Origin of the sequence: Vibrio bivalvicida, from assembly GCF_001399455.2 — a bacterium.
GTDB lineage: Bacteria > Pseudomonadota > Gammaproteobacteria > Enterobacterales > Vibrionaceae > Vibrio > Vibrio bivalvicida.
The window spans coordinates 30,341-47,690 of record NZ_LLEI02000053.1; the positions used below are offsets into that span (position 1 = coordinate 30,341).

At 45.4% G+C, this 17,350-nt stretch carries 16 protein-coding genes; 6 read left to right on the top strand and 10 right to left on the bottom strand.

What is annotated here, in order from left to right; genetic code table 11:
- Nucleotides 1-110 precede the first annotated feature (110 nt).
- The 3 genes from APB76_RS16785 to tadA all read left to right on the top strand — a co-directional run bounded on the left by APB76_RS16785 (nt 111) and on the right by tadA (nt 4,212).
- Entirely contained in the window at nt 111-1,670 is a 1,560-nt protein-coding gene (locus APB76_RS16785) for an AbgT family transporter (RefSeq protein WP_049846570.1), read from the top strand.
- A gap of 334 nt (nt 1,671-2,004) precedes the next feature.
- On the top strand, nt 2,005-3,561 hold the full coding sequence (locus APB76_RS16790) for an AbgT family transporter (RefSeq protein ID WP_054961254.1): 1,557 nt from the start codon (nt 2,005-2,007) through the stop codon (nt 3,559-3,561).
- 111 nt (nt 3,562-3,672) lie between these two features.
- Nucleotides 3,673-4,212, top strand: a complete 540-nt coding sequence (tadA, locus tag APB76_RS16795) for a tRNA adenosine(34) deaminase TadA (protein ID WP_054961445.1) — start codon at nt 3,673-3,675, stop codon at nt 4,210-4,212.
- A gap of 44 nt (nt 4,213-4,256) precedes the next feature.
- Here tadA and APB76_RS23430 read toward each other — a convergent pair whose 3' ends face one another.
- Nucleotides 4,257-4,391 (bottom strand): hypothetical protein, encoded by a 135-nt coding sequence (locus APB76_RS23430; protein WP_268808193.1) that lies wholly within the window; start codon nt 4,389-4,391, stop codon nt 4,257-4,259.
- A 204-nt stretch (nt 4,392-4,595) separates the two neighbouring features.
- Entirely contained in the window at nt 4,596-6,131 is a 1,536-nt protein-coding gene (mltF, locus tag APB76_RS16800; protein ID WP_054961255.1) for a membrane-bound lytic murein transglycosylase MltF, read from the bottom strand.
- Nucleotides 6,132-6,446: 315 nt separating this feature from the next.
- Here mltF and purL point away from each other — a divergent pair, with 315 nt between their 5' ends.
- Nucleotides 6,447-10,376: a phosphoribosylformylglycinamidine synthase gene (gene purL / locus APB76_RS16805; protein ID WP_054961256.1), complete on the top strand. Its 3,930-nt coding sequence runs from the start codon at nt 6,447-6,449 to the stop codon at nt 10,374-10,376.
- A 359-nt stretch (nt 10,377-10,735) separates the two neighbouring features.
- Entirely contained in the window at nt 10,736-11,086 is a 351-nt protein-coding gene (locus tag APB76_RS16810) for a DUF3622 domain-containing protein (protein ID WP_054961257.1), read from the top strand.
- A gap of 62 nt (nt 11,087-11,148) precedes the next feature.
- Here the strand turns inward: APB76_RS16810 and APB76_RS16815 are convergent, their stop codons facing one another.
- The 5 genes from APB76_RS16815 to purM form a co-directional block, all read right to left on the bottom strand.
- Nucleotides 11,149-11,340, bottom strand: coding sequence for a DUF4250 domain-containing protein (locus APB76_RS16815; RefSeq protein ID WP_049846576.1), 192 nt, complete (start codon nt 11,338-11,340; stop codon nt 11,149-11,151).
- Complete coding sequence (locus APB76_RS16820; RefSeq protein ID WP_049846577.1) at nt 11,340-11,546, bottom strand: YaeP family protein; 207 nt, start codon at nt 11,544-11,546, stop codon at nt 11,340-11,342. The genes APB76_RS16815 and APB76_RS16820 overlap by 1 nt, the downstream gene beginning before the upstream one ends.
- Before the next feature lie 119 nt (nt 11,547-11,665).
- Entirely contained in the window at nt 11,666-12,319 is a 654-nt protein-coding gene (locus tag APB76_RS16825) for a tellurite resistance TerB family protein (protein ID WP_049846578.1), read from the bottom strand.
- 119 nt (nt 12,320-12,438) lie between these two features.
- Nucleotides 12,439-13,080 (bottom strand): phosphoribosylglycinamide formyltransferase, encoded by a 642-nt coding sequence (purN, locus tag APB76_RS16830; RefSeq protein WP_004742989.1) that lies wholly within the window; start codon nt 13,078-13,080, stop codon nt 12,439-12,441.
- Nucleotides 13,081-13,082: 2 nt separating this feature from the next.
- Complete coding sequence (gene purM, locus APB76_RS16835; protein WP_054961258.1) at nt 13,083-14,123, bottom strand: phosphoribosylformylglycinamidine cyclo-ligase; 1,041 nt, start codon at nt 14,121-14,123, stop codon at nt 13,083-13,085.
- 178 nt (nt 14,124-14,301) lie between these two features.
- On the opposite strand from purM, the gene upp reads away from it, so the two are divergent.
- Nucleotides 14,302-14,928, top strand: a complete 627-nt coding sequence (gene upp / locus APB76_RS16840) for a uracil phosphoribosyltransferase (protein WP_054961259.1) — start codon at nt 14,302-14,304, stop codon at nt 14,926-14,928.
- Between the two features lie 112 nt (nt 14,929-15,040).
- On the opposite strand, the gene rluF is transcribed toward upp, so the two are convergent.
- From rluF to APB76_RS22435, 3 genes are all read right to left on the bottom strand, one after another.
- Nucleotides 15,041-16,066 carry a 23S rRNA pseudouridine(2604) synthase RluF gene (gene rluF, locus APB76_RS16845; protein WP_049846581.1) on the bottom strand — a complete coding sequence of 342 codons (1,026 nt, stop codon included), beginning with the start codon at nt 16,064-16,066 and terminating at the stop codon, nt 15,041-15,043.
- 94 nt (nt 16,067-16,160) lie between these two features.
- Nucleotides 16,161-16,742 (bottom strand): DNA endonuclease SmrA, encoded by a 582-nt coding sequence (smrA, locus tag APB76_RS16850; protein ID WP_054961260.1) that lies wholly within the window; start codon nt 16,740-16,742, stop codon nt 16,161-16,163.
- A 158-nt stretch (nt 16,743-16,900) separates the two neighbouring features.
- Nucleotides 16,901-17,041, bottom strand: a complete 141-nt coding sequence (locus tag APB76_RS22435) for a DUF3149 domain-containing protein (RefSeq protein ID WP_064490114.1) — start codon at nt 17,039-17,041, stop codon at nt 16,901-16,903.
- Nucleotides 17,042-17,350: the final 309 nt, after the last annotated feature.

The following is a 17,350-nucleotide window of genomic DNA, read 5'->3' on the forward strand; positions in this document are numbered from 1 at the left end:
TAGATTGTTGTGCTTTATTAGAGTGGATTCACTAAAATACGTGGTGAAAAATAGACCGACATAATAAATGCATAAAGGTCTACCGCAACAACATCACATATGGAGTTACCATGAGTAACCAAGCAATTAATAAAGCTCCGTCACCAAAGCCTAGTGGTATGGACCGCTTCCTTAACTTTATTGAACGAGCAGGTAACAAGATCCCGGATCCTGCTATTCTGTTCTTTTGGGCACTGATCATTACATGGGGTGCATCTGCCCTTCTTTCTAACTTCACGTTCGATCTCATTAATCCACGTTCGGGTGAAGCGCTTGCAATCAACAACCTTCTGACTGGCGAATCTTTAGCAAGCTTTCTAGCGAACATGGTGACAACCTTTACTGGCTTTGCGCCATTAGGTATCGTGCTTGTTGCGATGCTAGGTGTGGGTGTCGCAGACTCTTCTGGCTTCATTACTACTGGCCTTAAGAAAATGCTTAACTTCACACCAGCTAAGCTACTTACACCAATGCTGATCCTTGTAGCAATTGTATCGCACACTGCAGCAGATGCGGGTTACGTACTGGTTATTCCTCTTGGTGGTATTATTTTCCACGCAGCTGGCCGTCACCCTCTAGCGGGTATCGCAGCGGCGTTTGCTGGTGTCTCTGGCGGTTTCTCTGCTAACTTTATCCCTTCAGGTATCGACCCACTGTTAGCAGGTTTCACACAAACAGCAGCGCAGGTACTTGACCCTGAGTATGTAGTTAACCCATTGGCTAACATCTTCTTCACGGGTATCTCTTCAGTAATCATCGTAGCGATTGGTTGGTATGTTACAGAGAAAATCATTGAACCTCGCTTAGCAAATACACCGGTTGATGAAGATGCAGAAAAAGCACCGGATCTAGGTTCATTTACTGAGCTAGAGTCTAAAGCGTTCCGTTACGCGGGTTGGGCTATGCTTGCAGGTATCGCTGTGCTAGTTGCAGCTTTAATCCCTGAAACATCAGCACTGCGTTCTCCAGACGGTGAAATTACAGCGTTCTCAGCGCCAATTATGAAGTCGATTGTGCCATTGATCTTCATCCTGTTTATCATCCCTGGTTACGTTTACGGTAAAGTGTCGGGTACGTTCAAAACCAGTAACGATATTATCAAAGCGATGGCGGATACTATGTCTACCATGGGTGCTTATATCGTAATGTCGTTCTTCTGTGCTCAGTTCCTATCAGCGTTCGCTCAGTCAAACATTGGCACTCTGTTAGCGCTATACGGTGCTGAAGGCTTGAAAGCGATGAACCTGCCTGGTGAAGCAACGATCATCGGTATGATTCTTCTAACAGCGGCAGTTAACCTTCTCATCGGTTCTGCGTCAGCGAAATGGGCTCTGATTGGCCCAATCCTAGTTCCAATGCTAATGGCTGTAGGTATCTCACCAGAATTGTCTCAAGCGGCTTACCGCGTCGGTGATTCTGTTTCGAACATCATTTCACCTCTGATGGTCTTCTTCCCACTTGTCGTGGTGTACTGTCAGCGTTATGTGAAGTCGACCGGTATCGGTACACTTGCTTCACTAATGATGCCATTCTCTATCGCAATGCTAATCGGTTGGTCTATCTTCCTAGTTGCGTACTGGATGCTAGGTATCCCGCTAGGTATTCAAGCACCATACACTTACACCATGTAATTGTTGGTCACCAAACACTAAATGATAAAGCCTCGCTAATTAGCGAGGCTTTTGTTTTTGAGTGGCATATAAGTCTGCTAAATGGGTTAATGCTGGTTTCTTTAATTGTTAAAATTAATTTTTATTGGTTATAAATTCTTTTAAATGGCTATTAAGTGACATTAATAGTAGATCTGTATGTTTCGCTTTGGCCTTTTGTTTGGTTATAACTATTCACGATAGTTTTTTATATTACTTACTCTTATAAGTGTGGTTTTACACCATATATTCTGTTTGATAATGTGCCCGACCAATTTATTAAATGTGACTCAGTTAAAAGTTTAGGATGTCATTTATGAGTGAAATTGCAGCACCTGAAGTAAAGCCTTCAGGGGTTATAGGGTTCATCGAAAGAGCGGGTAAGAAGATCCCAGATCCGGTCATTATATTTATGTTTTTGTTTGCGCTTTCCCTGGTTATTACCGGATTAATGGATGGCGTGAGCTTTGAAACTATCGGCAAGGGTGGGGAAGCGGTTCAGTTCTCGATTAAGAACATGTTAGCGGCGGAAAATTTCCGTTGGATGTTTGAGAACGCTCTACTGCAAAACTGGCTAGCGTTTGGTCATGGCGTACTTGGCGTTATCTTGATTGTTATGTTAGGTGTTGGTATTGCGGAGAACTCAGGACTTTTAACCGCAGTCATCAAAAAGGTCGGCCTAAAGATTAGTGACCGCTTACTTCCACTACTGGTTGTCTTCCTTGGCATCATGAGTTCCATTGCGGCTGATGCGGGTTACTTAGTACTGATTCCTTTGGCGGGTCTTCTATACGCAGGTCTTGGCAAAAACCCACTCATTGGTATGGCGGCGGCATTTGCTGGTGTATCAGCAGGCTTTAGCGCTAACTTACTACCAGCAACACCAGTTGATGTTGTTTTAGGTGTGAATGCTAAGATCTTTGCTGAGTCACAAAACATCCCATTCGTTGGTCGCAACGGTGAAGAGCTTAACCCTGCAACGATGCACTATTTCTTCGTTTTAGTGTCAACCTTCTTACTCGCTGTGGTTGGTGCTTGGGTTACCACACGTTTTATCACTCCTCGTCTGGAAAAGATGACTTATCAACTTCCAGAGGAAGTAAACTTTGATGAGTTTGAGCTTACCAAGCAAGAGCAAAAAGGTCTGCGTTGGGCCGGTGTTGGTCTATTAGCGACTTTAGCAGCGATCTATGGCTTAGCGATTGGTCCATTAGCGACTTATACCAATGACGCTGGTAAAGAGGTAACCCCTTACCTAGATAACATCATCCTTCTTATCTCTTTGGTGTTTGCTGTTGTTGGTCTGTGCTTTGGTGTTGCAACTGGCAAATTCAAGAAGCTTCAAGACGTTGTAACTGCGATGGTTAAGCAGATGAACACCATGGGTTATGTGTTAGTACTAACCTTCTTCTGTTACAACTTCTTAGCGCTACTTAGCTACTCAGGTTTGGGCACTTATGTGACTTATCTAGGCGCGACTTTCTTACAGTCACTGGGTCTTCAACAGTTCCCTGCGTTAATGCTGCTTGGCTTTATTTTGACCACCGCTGTGATTAACTTGTTCGTTGGTGGCCTAACATCAAAATGGATGCTGCTTGGTCCAATTTTCGTTCCAATGCTGTATCAGGTTAACCCGAATATGACACCAGATTTAGTCACTGCGGCTTACCGTGTTGCTGATTCTTCCACCAACATCATTACTCCAATGATGAGCTATGCCGGTGTTGTTCTCGCCTTTATGCGTAAGTACAAACCTGAGCTGACATTTGGTGATGTGATTGCCATTATGGTGCCTTATTCGGTCGCTTTCTTAACTTTGTGGTCGGCAGTATTGATTGGTTTCTTTACCTTTGGCTTGCCGTTAGGTTTTTAATCTTACCGAACTATCTATTAACAACGCCCAGCTTAAAATGTTGGGCGTTTTGTTATACTCGATTTGAAACGCTATAATCCATCTCCCTAATTAATGCTGCGAGCAAACATAGTGTCTATTGAGCAAGAAGTCCCCAAATTTTCTGAACAAGATCATCACTTTATGCGTATGGCTATGCAACTTGCCGAGAGGGCCGAAGCGGAAGGTGAAGTGCCCGTCGGTGCTGTTTTAGTCAAAGATGGTGAAGTGATTGCACAGGGTTGGAACCAGTCGATAGGTGAGCACGATGCCACGGCGCATGCTGAAATTCAGACATTGCGTAAAGCAGGCCAAGCGTTGCAGAATTATCGGCTGTTGGATACTACCCTTTATGTCACTCTAGAGCCATGCCCCATGTGCGCTGGGGCGCTATTACATAGCCGGGTGAAGAGAGTTGTATTTGGCGCTCGCGATCTAAAAGCTGGAGCTGCGGGGACTGTGTTAAATCTGTTTGAGCACCAAGCAGCTTACCACTATGCAGATGTCGAGTATGGTTTGCTAGAAGAAGAGTGCCGTATTCAGCTTCAGACATTCTTTAAACGTCGTCGTAAAGAGAAAAGAGCGCAGCGTAAAAAGGCAAGAAAACTAAAGCTGAAACTACAGGGTGAGTAAGCTTTCAAGCAAACATCTTCATTAAGATGTTTGCTCTTTGGGGATTATACAGCGATTAACTGCATAAAAGCGCGGTGACGTGCAATCACCTTTTTCTTGTTGTTGCTTAACATACGCTTTCGGCGGTTTGCTGCAACAGTCTTATTAAGGCGTTTTGACTGCATTCTACGTCTAGCCATAAAACAACCTCCTATTATGGTTAAAACTAAATCAATCACGAATGGAATCGAAGGCGACAAATATTCAAACGGTTAACGTCTTATACCTGCTCATTGTTACGATTTTAAGAAAGTCCGTAAGTGATCTTCGACACGATATTATATGTGGGCGATTTGAAGGGAAATCAAGAGCGCTATCTTTAAGCAAAATAGCGCTCCCGGTGATTATTGTTCGCCTGTATTCTCATTTACTAATGCGGGCTGTGCTGCGGAAGTCGATGTCGCGTCTGAGATAGAAGCTTCAGGTACTTGGATTACGGTTAAATCATCTATGCTGGCATCATCATTTGAGACTGATTGTTGCTCTACATGACCGATGATACTTTGGTAATAACGGCGAATGTTTTCAACGTAGTTACGTGCCTCATCGCCACGAGCGAATCCGTAACGCGTTTGACTGTAATACTTTTTCTGACGCAGCAGTGGCAGACGATCTTTAACATCTGACCACGCATCTGGGTTACCGCCTTGGCGCTTGGTCAGACGTCTGGCATCCATCATATGACCATAGCCCACGTTGTAGGAAGCCAGAGCAAACCAAATCTTTTCGTGTTCTTCGATTGAATCAGGGATGCGTTCAACCATCCGGCGTAGATATTCCACGCCACCGCGCACAGACTGATCAGGATTGAGGCGATTGGTAACGCCAACGCTTTTTGCTGTTGGCAATGTGAGCATCATCATCCCACGTACCCCAGTTGGTGATTTTGCTACAGGGTTCCAATGAGATTCTTGGTAAGCCAAGGCTGCAACTAGGCGCCAGTCAAATTCATCAGAATATTTTTTAAATAGTGGTGACCATTTCGGTAGTTTAGAATCGAGAGCGCGAATAAAAGCGCGGGTATCAACATAATCAAAGCTGCCAACATGGCCAATGTATTTCTCTTCGAGAGAAGCAAGGTGGCCGGATTGGTTTATTGCACCGAAAAACTCAATTAAAAGTCCGTACAGACTTTCATCTTGAGAGGGACGTAAAAACCATGAAATAGGCTGATCTTCTGTCAGTTCGAACGCTAGTGCGATATCGGGATAGATTCGCTGAGAGAGTGATACCTCTACTGAATCTGCGACTGTGAATCTCAACTCTCCTTTAGATACGGCTTTAAGCAGATCATTAACATCTGCATTGGGATCAACGTGATAGGAAAACTCAGGATGCTGGGTCTTAATATCTGTAAGAGTTTTATTAAAGTGAGAGTCACCGACAATGCTTAAGATATCTTGCCCCTGATTTTTTTCGATCAGTTCAGCCTGCTTTGCGAGTAGTTGTTTCAGGCTTCTGGGGCGCCAATTGCCTTTCTTATACACCACTTGTTGGCTTACGTAATAGTAAGCAGGGCCTGGGCGGAAGTTGTTAAGACGTTCTGGTGATTGACTCAGCCCTGCCGCTATGATGTCTATTTCACCTTTTTCGAGAGCAGGGTAGAGGCTAGAAATACGGTAAGCAGGTTTCATCTCAAGCTGAACACCTAACTCGTTAGCGAATTCGCGTGCTAACTCATAGTCGAGACCAGCAGGGCCGTCGGGACCAATATAATATGACAGTTGGTTGTTTAGGGTACCTACGCGTAGCACGCCACGCTCTTTAATTAAGTCGAGTTCACTTTTGGGTTCTGATTCGATTTGGCAGCCTGAGAGCAACAAGGCTGAAATCATAATCAGACTCAGTGACATAAAGTGACTTTTATAATACTTCTTCATTAACGACGATCTCATACATCCAGTACGGCATTTATAGCAGAGTGTCATAACAAGGCAAGCCAATCAGTGAGTAGGCGAGATAACTGTAGTTAAAATCTTAATCTTGTTGTAATTCAAAATTGACAAAAAAAATGACGCAAACGGTTGCTTTTGGTGTTACATCACAAAAATAATTGCTATATAATGCGCTCGCAAGTGAAGAGGTGGAATCGGCATAGGTTTGGCAGAATTTCGTGAATAGCTTCGAAGTAGTGCAGTAACTCACTGAATTTATTCCAATATCACCTTAATCAATTGCATAAGAGACCTAAGCGCATGAGAATTTTTCGTGGCTCCCCAGCTCTATCTGAATTTCGTGTTAACAAGCTTCTAGAGCTTTGTCGTGAACTGGACCTACCTGTAACAGGTATTTACGCTGAGTTTGCACACTTTGCTGATCTAACGACAGACCTAGATGCGTCTGAAGTTGAGAAACTAGAAAAACTCCTAACTTATGGTCCAACACTTTCTTTTGACGAAAATGGTGAAGAGCGCGAGCCAGAAGGTCTTCTTCTGCTTGCAACTCCTCGTCCTGGTACTATCTCGCCTTGGTCTTCAAAATCGACTGACATTGCTAATAACTGTGGTCTAGATAAAGTCGTTCGCTTAGAGCGCGGTACAGCTTATTACATCGAAACGTCAGCACAGCTTTCAGAGCTTCAGTTGGTTGAGCTTAAAGCGATCCTACACGATCGCATGATGGAAGTTATCTTCACTGATTTCGCTTCAGCACAAGCGCTATTCCAGGTTGCTGAGCCAGCGCCAGTCGCAGATGTTGATCTACTTAAAGGTGGCCGTACTTCACTTGAAAACGCAAACGTTACCCTAGGTCTTGCACTCGCAGACGATGAAATTGAATATCTTTACGATGCGTTCGTAAACAAACTGGATCGTAACCCAACCGACATCGAGCTAATGATGTTTGCACAGGCGAACTCAGAGCACTGTCGTCACAAGATCTTCAACGCAGATTGGACTATCGACGGTGTTAAGCAAGAGAAGTCTCTGTTTAAGATGATCAAGAACACTTTCGCAACGACACCAGAAAACGTGCTATCTGCATATAAAGATAACGCAGCGGTAATGGTAGGTTCTGATGTGGGTCGCTTCTTCCCGAATCCAGAAACTCGTCAATACGGTTACAGCCAAGAGAAAGCACATATTCTTATGAAGGTGGAAACGCACAACCACCCAACGGCTATCTCTCCTTGGCCGGGCGCATCAACTGGTTCTGGTGGTGAAATCCGTGATGAAGGCGCAACAGGTATTGGCGGTAAGCCAAAAGCCGGTCTAGTTGGCTTTACAACTTCTAACCTACGTATTCCAGGTTTTGAACAGCCATGGGAAACAGATTTCGGTAAGCCGGGTCGAATCGTTAACGCACTAGATATCATGCTAGAAGGCCCACTTGGTGGCGCGGCGTTCAACAACGAATTCGGTCGTCCAAACCTACTTGGTTACTTCCGTACTTACGAAGAAAAAGTGAACTCTCACGCTGGTGAAGAGGTTCGTGGTTACCACAAACCAATCATGATTGCTGGTGGTATGGGTAACATCCGTGACGAGCACGTGCAGAAGAAAGAGATCCCGGTCGGTGCAAGCTTAATTGTGCTTGGCGGTCCTGCAATGAACATCGGCCTAGGTGGCGGTGCGGCATCTTCAATGGCGTCTGGTCAATCAGCAGAAGATCTAGATTTTGCTTCAGTACAGCGTGAAAACCCAGAAATGGAACGCCGTTGTCAGGAAGTGATCGACCGTTGTTGGCAGCTAGGTGATGCTAACCCAATCGCATTCATCCACGATGTTGGCGCCGGCGGTATCTCTAACGCACTTCCAGAACTGGTAGACGATGGCGAACGTGGTGGTATTTTCCAACTACGTGATGTACCAAATGATGAACCAGGTATGAGCCCGCTTGAGATCTGGTGTAATGAATCTCAAGAGCGTTACGTAATGGCGGTTGCACCAGAGAACATGGAAGTATTCGATGCGATCTGTAAGCGTGAGCGCGCACCATACGCTGTAGTAGGTGTGGCAACGGAAGAGCGTGAACTGAAACTTGAAGATTCACACTTCGACAACACGCCAATCGACATGCCAATGGATGTGCTTCTAGGTAAGACGCCTAAGATGCACCGTGATGCAAAAACACTTAAAGCGAATAACCCAGCAGTTAACTGTGATGGTATTGAGTTAAACGAAGCAGCAGAGCGCGTGCTACGTCTACCAACAGTTGCTGAGAAAACATTCCTAATTACTATCGGTGACCGCACGGTGACTGGCCTGGTGGCGCGTGACCAAATGGTTGGCCCATGGCAGGTTCCAGTAGCAAACTGCGCAGTAACAGCAGCAAGCTACGACACGTACCACGGTGAAGCGATGTCGATGGGTGAGCGCACGCCAGTGGCGCTACTAGACTTTGGCGCTTCGGCTCGTCTAGCGGTGGGCGAGGCGATCACGAACATCGCAGCGACAAACATCGGTGATATCAAACATATTAAACTGTCTGCGAACTGGATGTCTCCAGCAGGTCACCCAGGTGAAGATGCAGGTCTTTACGAAGCGGTGAAAGCTGTGGGTGAAGAGCTATGTCCAGCACTTGGTCTAACTATCCCTGTAGGTAAAGACTCAATGTCGATGAAGACTAAGTGGATCGATAACGGCGAGCAGAAAGAAGTAACTTCTCCGCTGTCTCTAATCATCACTGCGTTTGCTCGTGTTGAAGATATACGTAAGACAATCACACCTCAGCTTCGCACCCCTGAAACCTTGGAAGGACTAGGTGACACATCTCTAGTTCTTATCGACCTAGGTAACGGTAAGAACCGTCTAGGCGCAACAGCACTAGCACAGGTTTACAAGCAGCTTGGTGATAAGCCAGCAGACGTAGACAACGCAGCGCAGCTAAAAGGTTTCTACGAAGGTGTTCAAACTCTAGTAGCGAACGACCAAGTCGTGGCTTACCACGACAAGGGTGACGGTGGTCTGTTCGTAACACTTGCTGAAATGGCATTCGCGGGTCACTGTGGCGTTAAAGCAGATATTGCGAACCTAGGTGAAGATGCACTAGCTGCTCTATTTAATGAAGAGCTCGGTGCAGTACTTCAGGTTAAGAATGATGATCTAGATGCTGTTCTTTCTACACTTGCTGCAAACGGTCTAGAAGCGTGCTCACACGTAATCGGCTCTGTAGAAGCATCTGACGAGCTAGTCATCACTTCTGGTGAGACAGTGGTTCTAGAACGTAACCGCACTGAACTGCGTACTATCTGGGCAGAGACAACGCATAAGATGCAAGGTCTACGTGATAACCCAGCATGTGCAGACCAAGAGCATGAAGCGAAGAAAGATAACTCAGACCCTGGTCTAAACGTTAAGCTAAGCTTCGACGTAAACGAAGATATCGCTGCTCCTTACATCGCGAAAGGTGCCAAGCCTAAGATGGCAGTTCTGCGTGAGCAGGGCGTTAACTCTCATGTTGAAATGGCAGCAGCCTTTGACCGTGCAGGTTTTGAAGCAACAGATATTCACATGAGTGACATTCTAACGGGTCAAGCTGTTTTAGAAGAGTACCAAGGCCTAGTGGCTTGTGGTGGCTTCTCTTACGGTGACGTGCTAGGTGCAGGTGAAGGTTGGGCTAAGTCTATCTTGTTCAACGAGCAAGCTCGCAACCAGTTTGAAGGCTTCTTCAAACGTGAAGATACCTTCTCTCTAGGTGTGTGTAACGGCTGTCAGATGCTATCGAACCTAAAAGAGTTAATCCCTGGAGCAGACCTGTGGCCACGCTTCGTTCGTAATGAATCTGAGCGTTTTGAAGCTCGCTTCAGCTTAGTCGAAGTACAGAAGTCTGACTCTGTATTCTTCGATGGCATGGCAGGTTCTCGTATGCCAATCGCAGTCTCTCACGGTGAAGGTCGCGTAGAAGTACGTGACGCTGACCACCTAGCCGCGATTGAAGCATCAGGTATGGTTTCGGTTCGTTACGTGGATAACCACGGCAATGCGACTCAGCAATACCCGAACAACCCGAACGGTTCACCAAACGCAATCACAGGTCTAACAACTCAAGATGGTCGTGTAACGATTATGATGCCGCACCCTGAGCGTGTATTCCGTACAGTAGCGAACTCTTGGTCTCCTGAAGGTTGGGGCGAGAACGGTGCGTGGATGCGTATGTTCCAAAACGCACGGAAAAACATCGGCTAAACGCTAAGAGTATAAAATAAGATGTTAAGCGCAGATCGAGAGGTCTGCGCTTTCTTGTTTTAGAATCGAGAATCGAGAAGCGGGAACGGGCTGCGCCCTATGGATCGCTTCGCGGGATGAGAGTGTGCATAATACCATGCACCAAAACCTACTCATGTAACACTAGATTAAACCTCTCGAAGGGCGGAGCCCGTTCTAGATTCTCGCGGGCGAAGCCCGATCTCGTAGCGAAGCGTTCCTGATAGACGTATTCCGCAAAATACTTGCAGCGTTTTGATAGCTTTTATGCTCTAATACCGCGCTTGCCAAGGGATGGCTAAATCCCTCAATATTCCATTAGAATCCCTTAGGAAATGAAAATGTCGAACAACAAAAAATTTGCCATTCGTGTCACTGAAAAGCGTAACGGTTGGTGTGCAGAGATCACTCGCCAAGTGACTTCACGTAAAACGTCAGTATCAAAACGTGAAACTGGCTTTGAAACTGAATTAGCAGCACAAGAGTGGGCTGAAAAAGAGCTAGCAGGTTTCATTAAAAACCAAGCTGTACGTAACGAGCGTAAAGGCGAAGCGCGTAAAGTTCGTGTCGAACGTGAAGAGCGACTGGCTCAAGAAGCAGCTGAGAAGAAAGCACGTTACGAAGAAGCGAAACGTGCAGCAGCAGCGCAAGCTGAACTTGACGATGAAGATGAATTCTTCGAAGAAGAGTAATAGTCGTCATTCAATAAAAAACCGCCAGCGAGGCGGTTTTTTAATATCTGATAACGCTGTGATCAGCGGAATTGCCCAGCTTCAGGTAAAAAGTCAAAACCAGCAGAAGCTAACTTAGTTTCTAGCGCTGATTTATCAATATCAAAGAATGTGACAAGCTTGTCTAAATCACCGCCGAAGTCATCGCGTAGCTTCATGTTGACGATGCTCATCAGCATGACAGGGTCCATTGTTTCAAAGTTGGCTAAGTTCATTACTTATCCTCAAAATCTGAGATCAGCAAGTTTGCCGCCGCAAATGCCGCTTTTTCACGAGCCTCTTTAGGCAAAGATTCGTCAGCAGCGATTTCGTTTAACGCTCTTACTGCGCATGAAATAGCTTGTGGTATATAGGCTTGATCGCCGCTTCCTATTTGTGCGTACAGTTCGCGCACTAACTCACAACAGCCGTATACTTGCATGGCTTGCACTCCGATAAATGATAACTGCTCTCAAATATACACACTCAAATGCGGAAACTCAAAGTGTAAGCTTGTCCTAACGCAAAGCGTATGACGACGTGTTCAAAACCTAATCAAAATTAATCAGTTTGTAGTTGTTGCTCTAGCTGGAATGTGATTTCAGGGGCAAGCTGGAGCTGCTTAGCGAGCTCTTGAAGATAAGCCTTTTCCATAAAGTTTTGTTCATCAACTACAATCAAAGAGGCAAGATAAACCTCTGAGGCCTGCTGTGGTGATTGAGCAAGCCTTGCTATTTCACCTGGGTCGAGCGGCTTGTTGAGTTCGCTGTGAATCAATTGCTGAAGTTGGGTGTTGGCACCAGCTTGTGTAAGAGTGGACTCAATGCGCTCCATCTCTTCATTATCGACGTGGCCGTCAGCCTTAGCGGCGGCAATCATCGCCTTGATGATCAACTCGTTATGGATATTGTCATTTGAATTAAATGTTTCTTGTGGAGAAGAAGTAGGCTGCTTAGCTTGATAGTCGTTGTAGACTTTGTAAGCCAACGCACCAAGCGCAGCGACGCCACCAATCTTTAGTGCGTTTTTGCCGACTTTTTTACCCATCTTTTTGCTCTTCTTCGAACCCATTAATAGGCTCACTAAGCCACCACCTACGGCTCCTGCGCCTAAAGACTTTAGAGTGTTTGAATTGGATTGCTGCTTAAGCTGCTGTTGCCCTTTTTGGACAATGTCTGAGCTAAGGGCTTGATTGAGTAGGCTTTTAAGATCCATACGTTACCTCCGTCATTTTTGTCAGGATAAGGTAGCGAAGATGAATAGAGGATTAACAGTCGTAAAGAAAAAAGACGAGCATGAGCTCGTCTTTGTATTTGATTGGGTTTAGCAGAGTATTAGTCTTCTGCGTGACCGTGGATTCCAAGCAGCTTACCATCGAGGTAGGCTTCTTTTTCATCTTTCATTACCAAGCGCTCTTCCACTAACCATTTTACCACCATAGGGTAAATACGGTGTTCTTGAGTTTGAACACGCTCAGTCAGTGTCTCGACCGTATCTTCGTCAAAAATAGGCACTTTCGCTTGCAGAATCACAGGTCCACCATCAAGTTGCTCAGTGACAAAGTGAACGCTAGTACCGTGTTCTTCATCACCGGCATGGATAGCACGTTGGTAAGTGTTCAATCCAGGGTATTTAGGCAATAGAGAAGGGTGGATGTTAATCATGCGTCCCATATAGTGACGAACGAATTCGCCACTTAAGATGCGCATGTAACCCGCCAGCACGATGACATCAGGTTGATACTCATCGATCTGCTTCATCAACTCATGGTCAAAGGCATCACGAGTATCGAATGCTTTAGGATCAAGGAAATGTGCCGCTGAACCTGCTTTTTCTGCTCGTTCTAAAGCATAGACGCCTGCTTTGTTAGAGAATACGGCAGTGACTCGGCCACCGGTAATTTGGGTGTTACATGCGTCAATAATCGCCTGTAAGTTGGAGCCATTTCCTGAAACTAAAACAACAATACTCTTCATGCTTATTTGATCTCTACTTGTTCTTCGCCTGCTTCAGCGTTTGCGATTTCGCCAATTACCCATGCATTCTCACCTTCATCCTGAAGAAGCTTCACAGCAGCATCTGCTTGATCTTTTGGTAGAGCAACAACAAGGCCAACACCACAGTTAAATGTGCGGTACATTTCGTGAGTGGTTACGTTGCCTTTTTCTTGTAGCCATTTGAAGATAACAGGCCATTCCCAGCTGTTTCCATCGACAACTGCTTTAGTGCCCTCTGGAAGAACGCGTGGGATGTTTTCCCAGAAACCACCACCTGTGATGTGAGAGATTGCATGGATATCGTGCTTCTCAATCATCTTAAGTGCTGATTTGATGTAAATTTTGGTTGGTTCTAGTAGGTGTTCACCAATAGTGCGGCCTGCTAGTTCTTCGTTTTTGTCTGCGCCAGATACTTCGAGAATCTTACGGATCAACGAGTAACCGTTTGAATGTGGACCGCTTGAACCGACAGCAATCAGAGCATCACCCGCTGCCACTTTAGTGCCGTCGATAACGTCTTCTTTTTCAACAACGCCAACGCAGAAGCCGGCAACGTCGTAGTCTTCGCCTTCGTACATGCCAGGCATTTCAGCCGTTTCACCACCGATTAGCGCACAACCTGCTTGTACACAGCCGTCTGCGATACCAGAGACTACGTCAGCGGCAGTATCCACATCGAGTTTGCCTGTAGCGTAGTAATCTAAGAAGAACAATGGCTCAGCACCTTGAACGATCAGATCGTTTACACACATAGCAACTAAGTCAACACCGATGGTGTCGTGCTTTTTCATATCCAGAGCTAAGCGCAGTTTAGTACCAACGCCATCTGTACCTGAAACAAGAACTGGCTGCTTGTATTTAGTTGGCAGTTCGCATAGTGCGCCAAAACCACCAATACCACCCATTATTTCTGGGCGACGTGTGCGTTTTACTGCACCTTTAATACGGTCAACAAGCGCATTGCCTGCATCGATGTCAACGCCAGCGTCTTTGTAGCTAAGAGAAGTGTTATCAGCACTCACAGGGAAGTCCTCTGGTTTAAAGTTGGATATGAAAACGGCGCTATTCTACCAGTGGATAAACATAGATAGCAAACGTTTGCGCAAGTTTTTTCTTTTGTCTTAGAACAAGAAATTGAGAACGAAATCGTTTATAATCTGGAGGTTTGTTTAAAAATCACCAAATAAGCCGGAGATGGAAATGAAAGTTGTTGAAGTAAAACACCCTCTTGTTAAGCACAAACTTGGTCTAATGAGAGAAGGTGACATCAGCACTAAGCGCTTTCGTGAGCTAGCAACAGAAGTTGGTAGCCTACTTACTTATGAAGCGACTGCAGACTTTGAAACAGAAAAAGTAACCATTGAAGGTTGGAATGGTCCAGTACAAGTAGACCAAATTAAAGGTAAGAAGGTAACAGTTGTGCCAATCCTGCGTGCAGGTCTTGGTATGATGGATGGCGTTCTTGAGCATATGCCAAGTGCACGTATCAGTGTTGTTGGTATCTACCGTGATGAAGAAACTTTAGAACCGGTACCTTACTTTAACAAACTAGCATCGAACATGGATGAGCGTATCGCATTGGTTGTTGACCCAATGCTAGCGACAGGCGGCTCTATGATCGCGACTATCGATCTGCTAAAAGAGAAAGGCTGTAAGTCAATCAAGGTGCTGGTACTAGTAGCTGCTCCTGAGGGGATCGAAGCGCTAGAAAAAGCTCACCCAGATGTTGAGCTATTTACTGCAGCTATCGATGAGAAGCTAAACGACAAAGGCTACATTGTTCCTGGTCTTGGCGACGCAGGCGATAAGATCTTCGGTACAGTATAAGCTGAATACGTTAAGTGAATTAAAAGGGGAGCCGATGGGCTCCTCTTTTGTTTAGGAACGGACTTCGTCCTTGAGAGCGCTCCGCTGCGAGATTCGGGACCGAGCTTCTCGCTTACTTCTTTAAACCCAAAGTGCCACCAGAGCGTGGTTTTGCTGCTGGCTTGTCACTCGTTGGCTTGTAGAAGGTCTTACTCTTGTTTGGCTTCGCTTTTGGCTCATCTTGCTTAGCGGTATTGCGGCCTTTTTTAGAGTTTGGTGCATGTCGGAACTCATCGGCGTTGCGGCCCTTAAAGGTACGCTGCTTTTGGTTGCGACGTGCAGTAGAGTCTTGGTTTTCTTCACGGCTATCAAATAATTTAGCATCGGTCGCTCTACGAATGCGTTTACCTTTTCCATCCATCTTTGAGGCTTCTTCCGTGCCGCTAGAACCTTCACACATAGCAAGAATCTCAGAGACTTCAGCATCAGTGAGGTAACGCCATTGACCGTTTGGAATGCCGTCAAGTGAGATGTTCATAATACGTACACGGCGAAGTTTAAATACTTCATAACCTAGTGCTTCACACATACGACGAATTTGGCGGTTAAGACCTTGAGTCAGCACAATACGGAAGGCGTACTTGGTCTCTTTGGTGACTTTACATGGAAGTGTAATGGTATCAAGAATATTGACCCCAGAAGACATCTGCTTGATAAACTCATCGCTGATTGGCTTATCTACACGCACCACATATTCTTTTTCGTGGTTATTACCAGCGCGAAGAATCTTATTGACGATATCACCGTCGTTGGTGAGGAAGATCAACCCGTCAGAGGGTTTATCTAAACGACCAATCGGGAAAATACGTTTTTTGTGGCCAACGAAATCAACGATGTTACCCGGAATATCACGTTCGGTGGTGCAGGTGATTCCAGTTGGTTTGTTAAGTGCGATGTAGATTGGTTTGTCTGTCACCGCGCTGATTGGCTTATCATCTACACGGACATCATCGCCAGGTAACACTTTTGTTCCCATTTCAGGTACGTTGCCATTTATTGTGACTCGACCTTGTTCGATTAATCGATCTGCTTCGCGGCGCGAGCAAAAACCGGTTTCACTGATAAATTTATTCAGGCGCTTTGTGTTATCTTGTGACATGTTGCTCTCCTAACGTTTCACAACGGCGGTTTAAAGGTGTGCTGAACAATATATCAACACATAGAGGGCGCATATTCTAGCACTGTGCTACTTGTTAACCCAGTCGTTTTTGGTGGCGTTCACGAGTTTCGATTTTTTTCTCGGCGCTTTTTCGTAGTAATACGTACACGGCACCAGTGCCACCATGGAAGCGCTGGGCGCTGTGAACACATTGCACTTCTTTGATTTGCATTAGCCATTGAGCGACAAAACTCTTCATCAATGCTGGTGGGTTAGAACGCTCACCTTTGCCATGAACAATGACCACGGTACGAATATCCATCCGCATACACTGCTTTAAGAACTTAACTACTTCATCACGCGCTTGTTCTAGCGTGCGCTTGTGTAAGTCTAGTCTTGCTTGTATCGGATATTTAGCAAGACGTAACTTCTTGTACACACCATCTTGTACGCCATCACGTTTGAACTCGATAATGTCGTCAGGCTTTATCATCTGGGCATGATCGATTGACAGATATTCAGGATCATCTTCGGTCAACCATATTGCCGCCTCGCGTTTTGCTAGCTGTGCATCGGTTACCTGATGTTGCTTTTTATGCTCGGTCGTATCTTGCTCAAGAGGTTTTACGTCGCCCATCATTTGTTGAAATAGGCTTAAGTCATCATCATGAGACATAGTCACATCTCAGAGTAGGAAATCAATATCGATATTATACCTGTGAAGGTAAGGGGGGGATCAAGGGTTTGCTGAAGGAGAAATAAAAAACCGAAGCAGACAAGGTATCTACTTCGGTGCATAGCGAATGTCTATTCTAAGAATAGGGCTAAGCGATTCTAGTGAGGAGATTTGTCGTTCATCACTTTGTAGATGATAAAACCGCCATAGAACAGCATCAGACCCAAGGCTCCAAAGATGACAATCATTGAAGATAGACCTACCGCATTACCAAATAGGAGATCAAGCCACAAGTCCATAGTTCCTCCATCGATTACAAAGTGTGATGACAAGGTTTAAGGTAAACTGTGGTTAAATATGCAACACTGATCTGGATCAATTGTTGTTATTAGGTTGCGAATTTGTTTTTGTTGATGTGTTTTTGCTCACACTTTGTCGCCCGTCGATGGTGTTTTAGGCAATCGAACTAAAATTTTCAAAAAGTTAAATAAAATGGCTTGCGTTCAAATTCAGAATCCGTAATATACGCCTTCGTTGACGGGCAATGAGCTCGAATAAACATCTCGATAAATAGCGTGCTTGGTAACGCATCGAGGGGTTTTGGAATG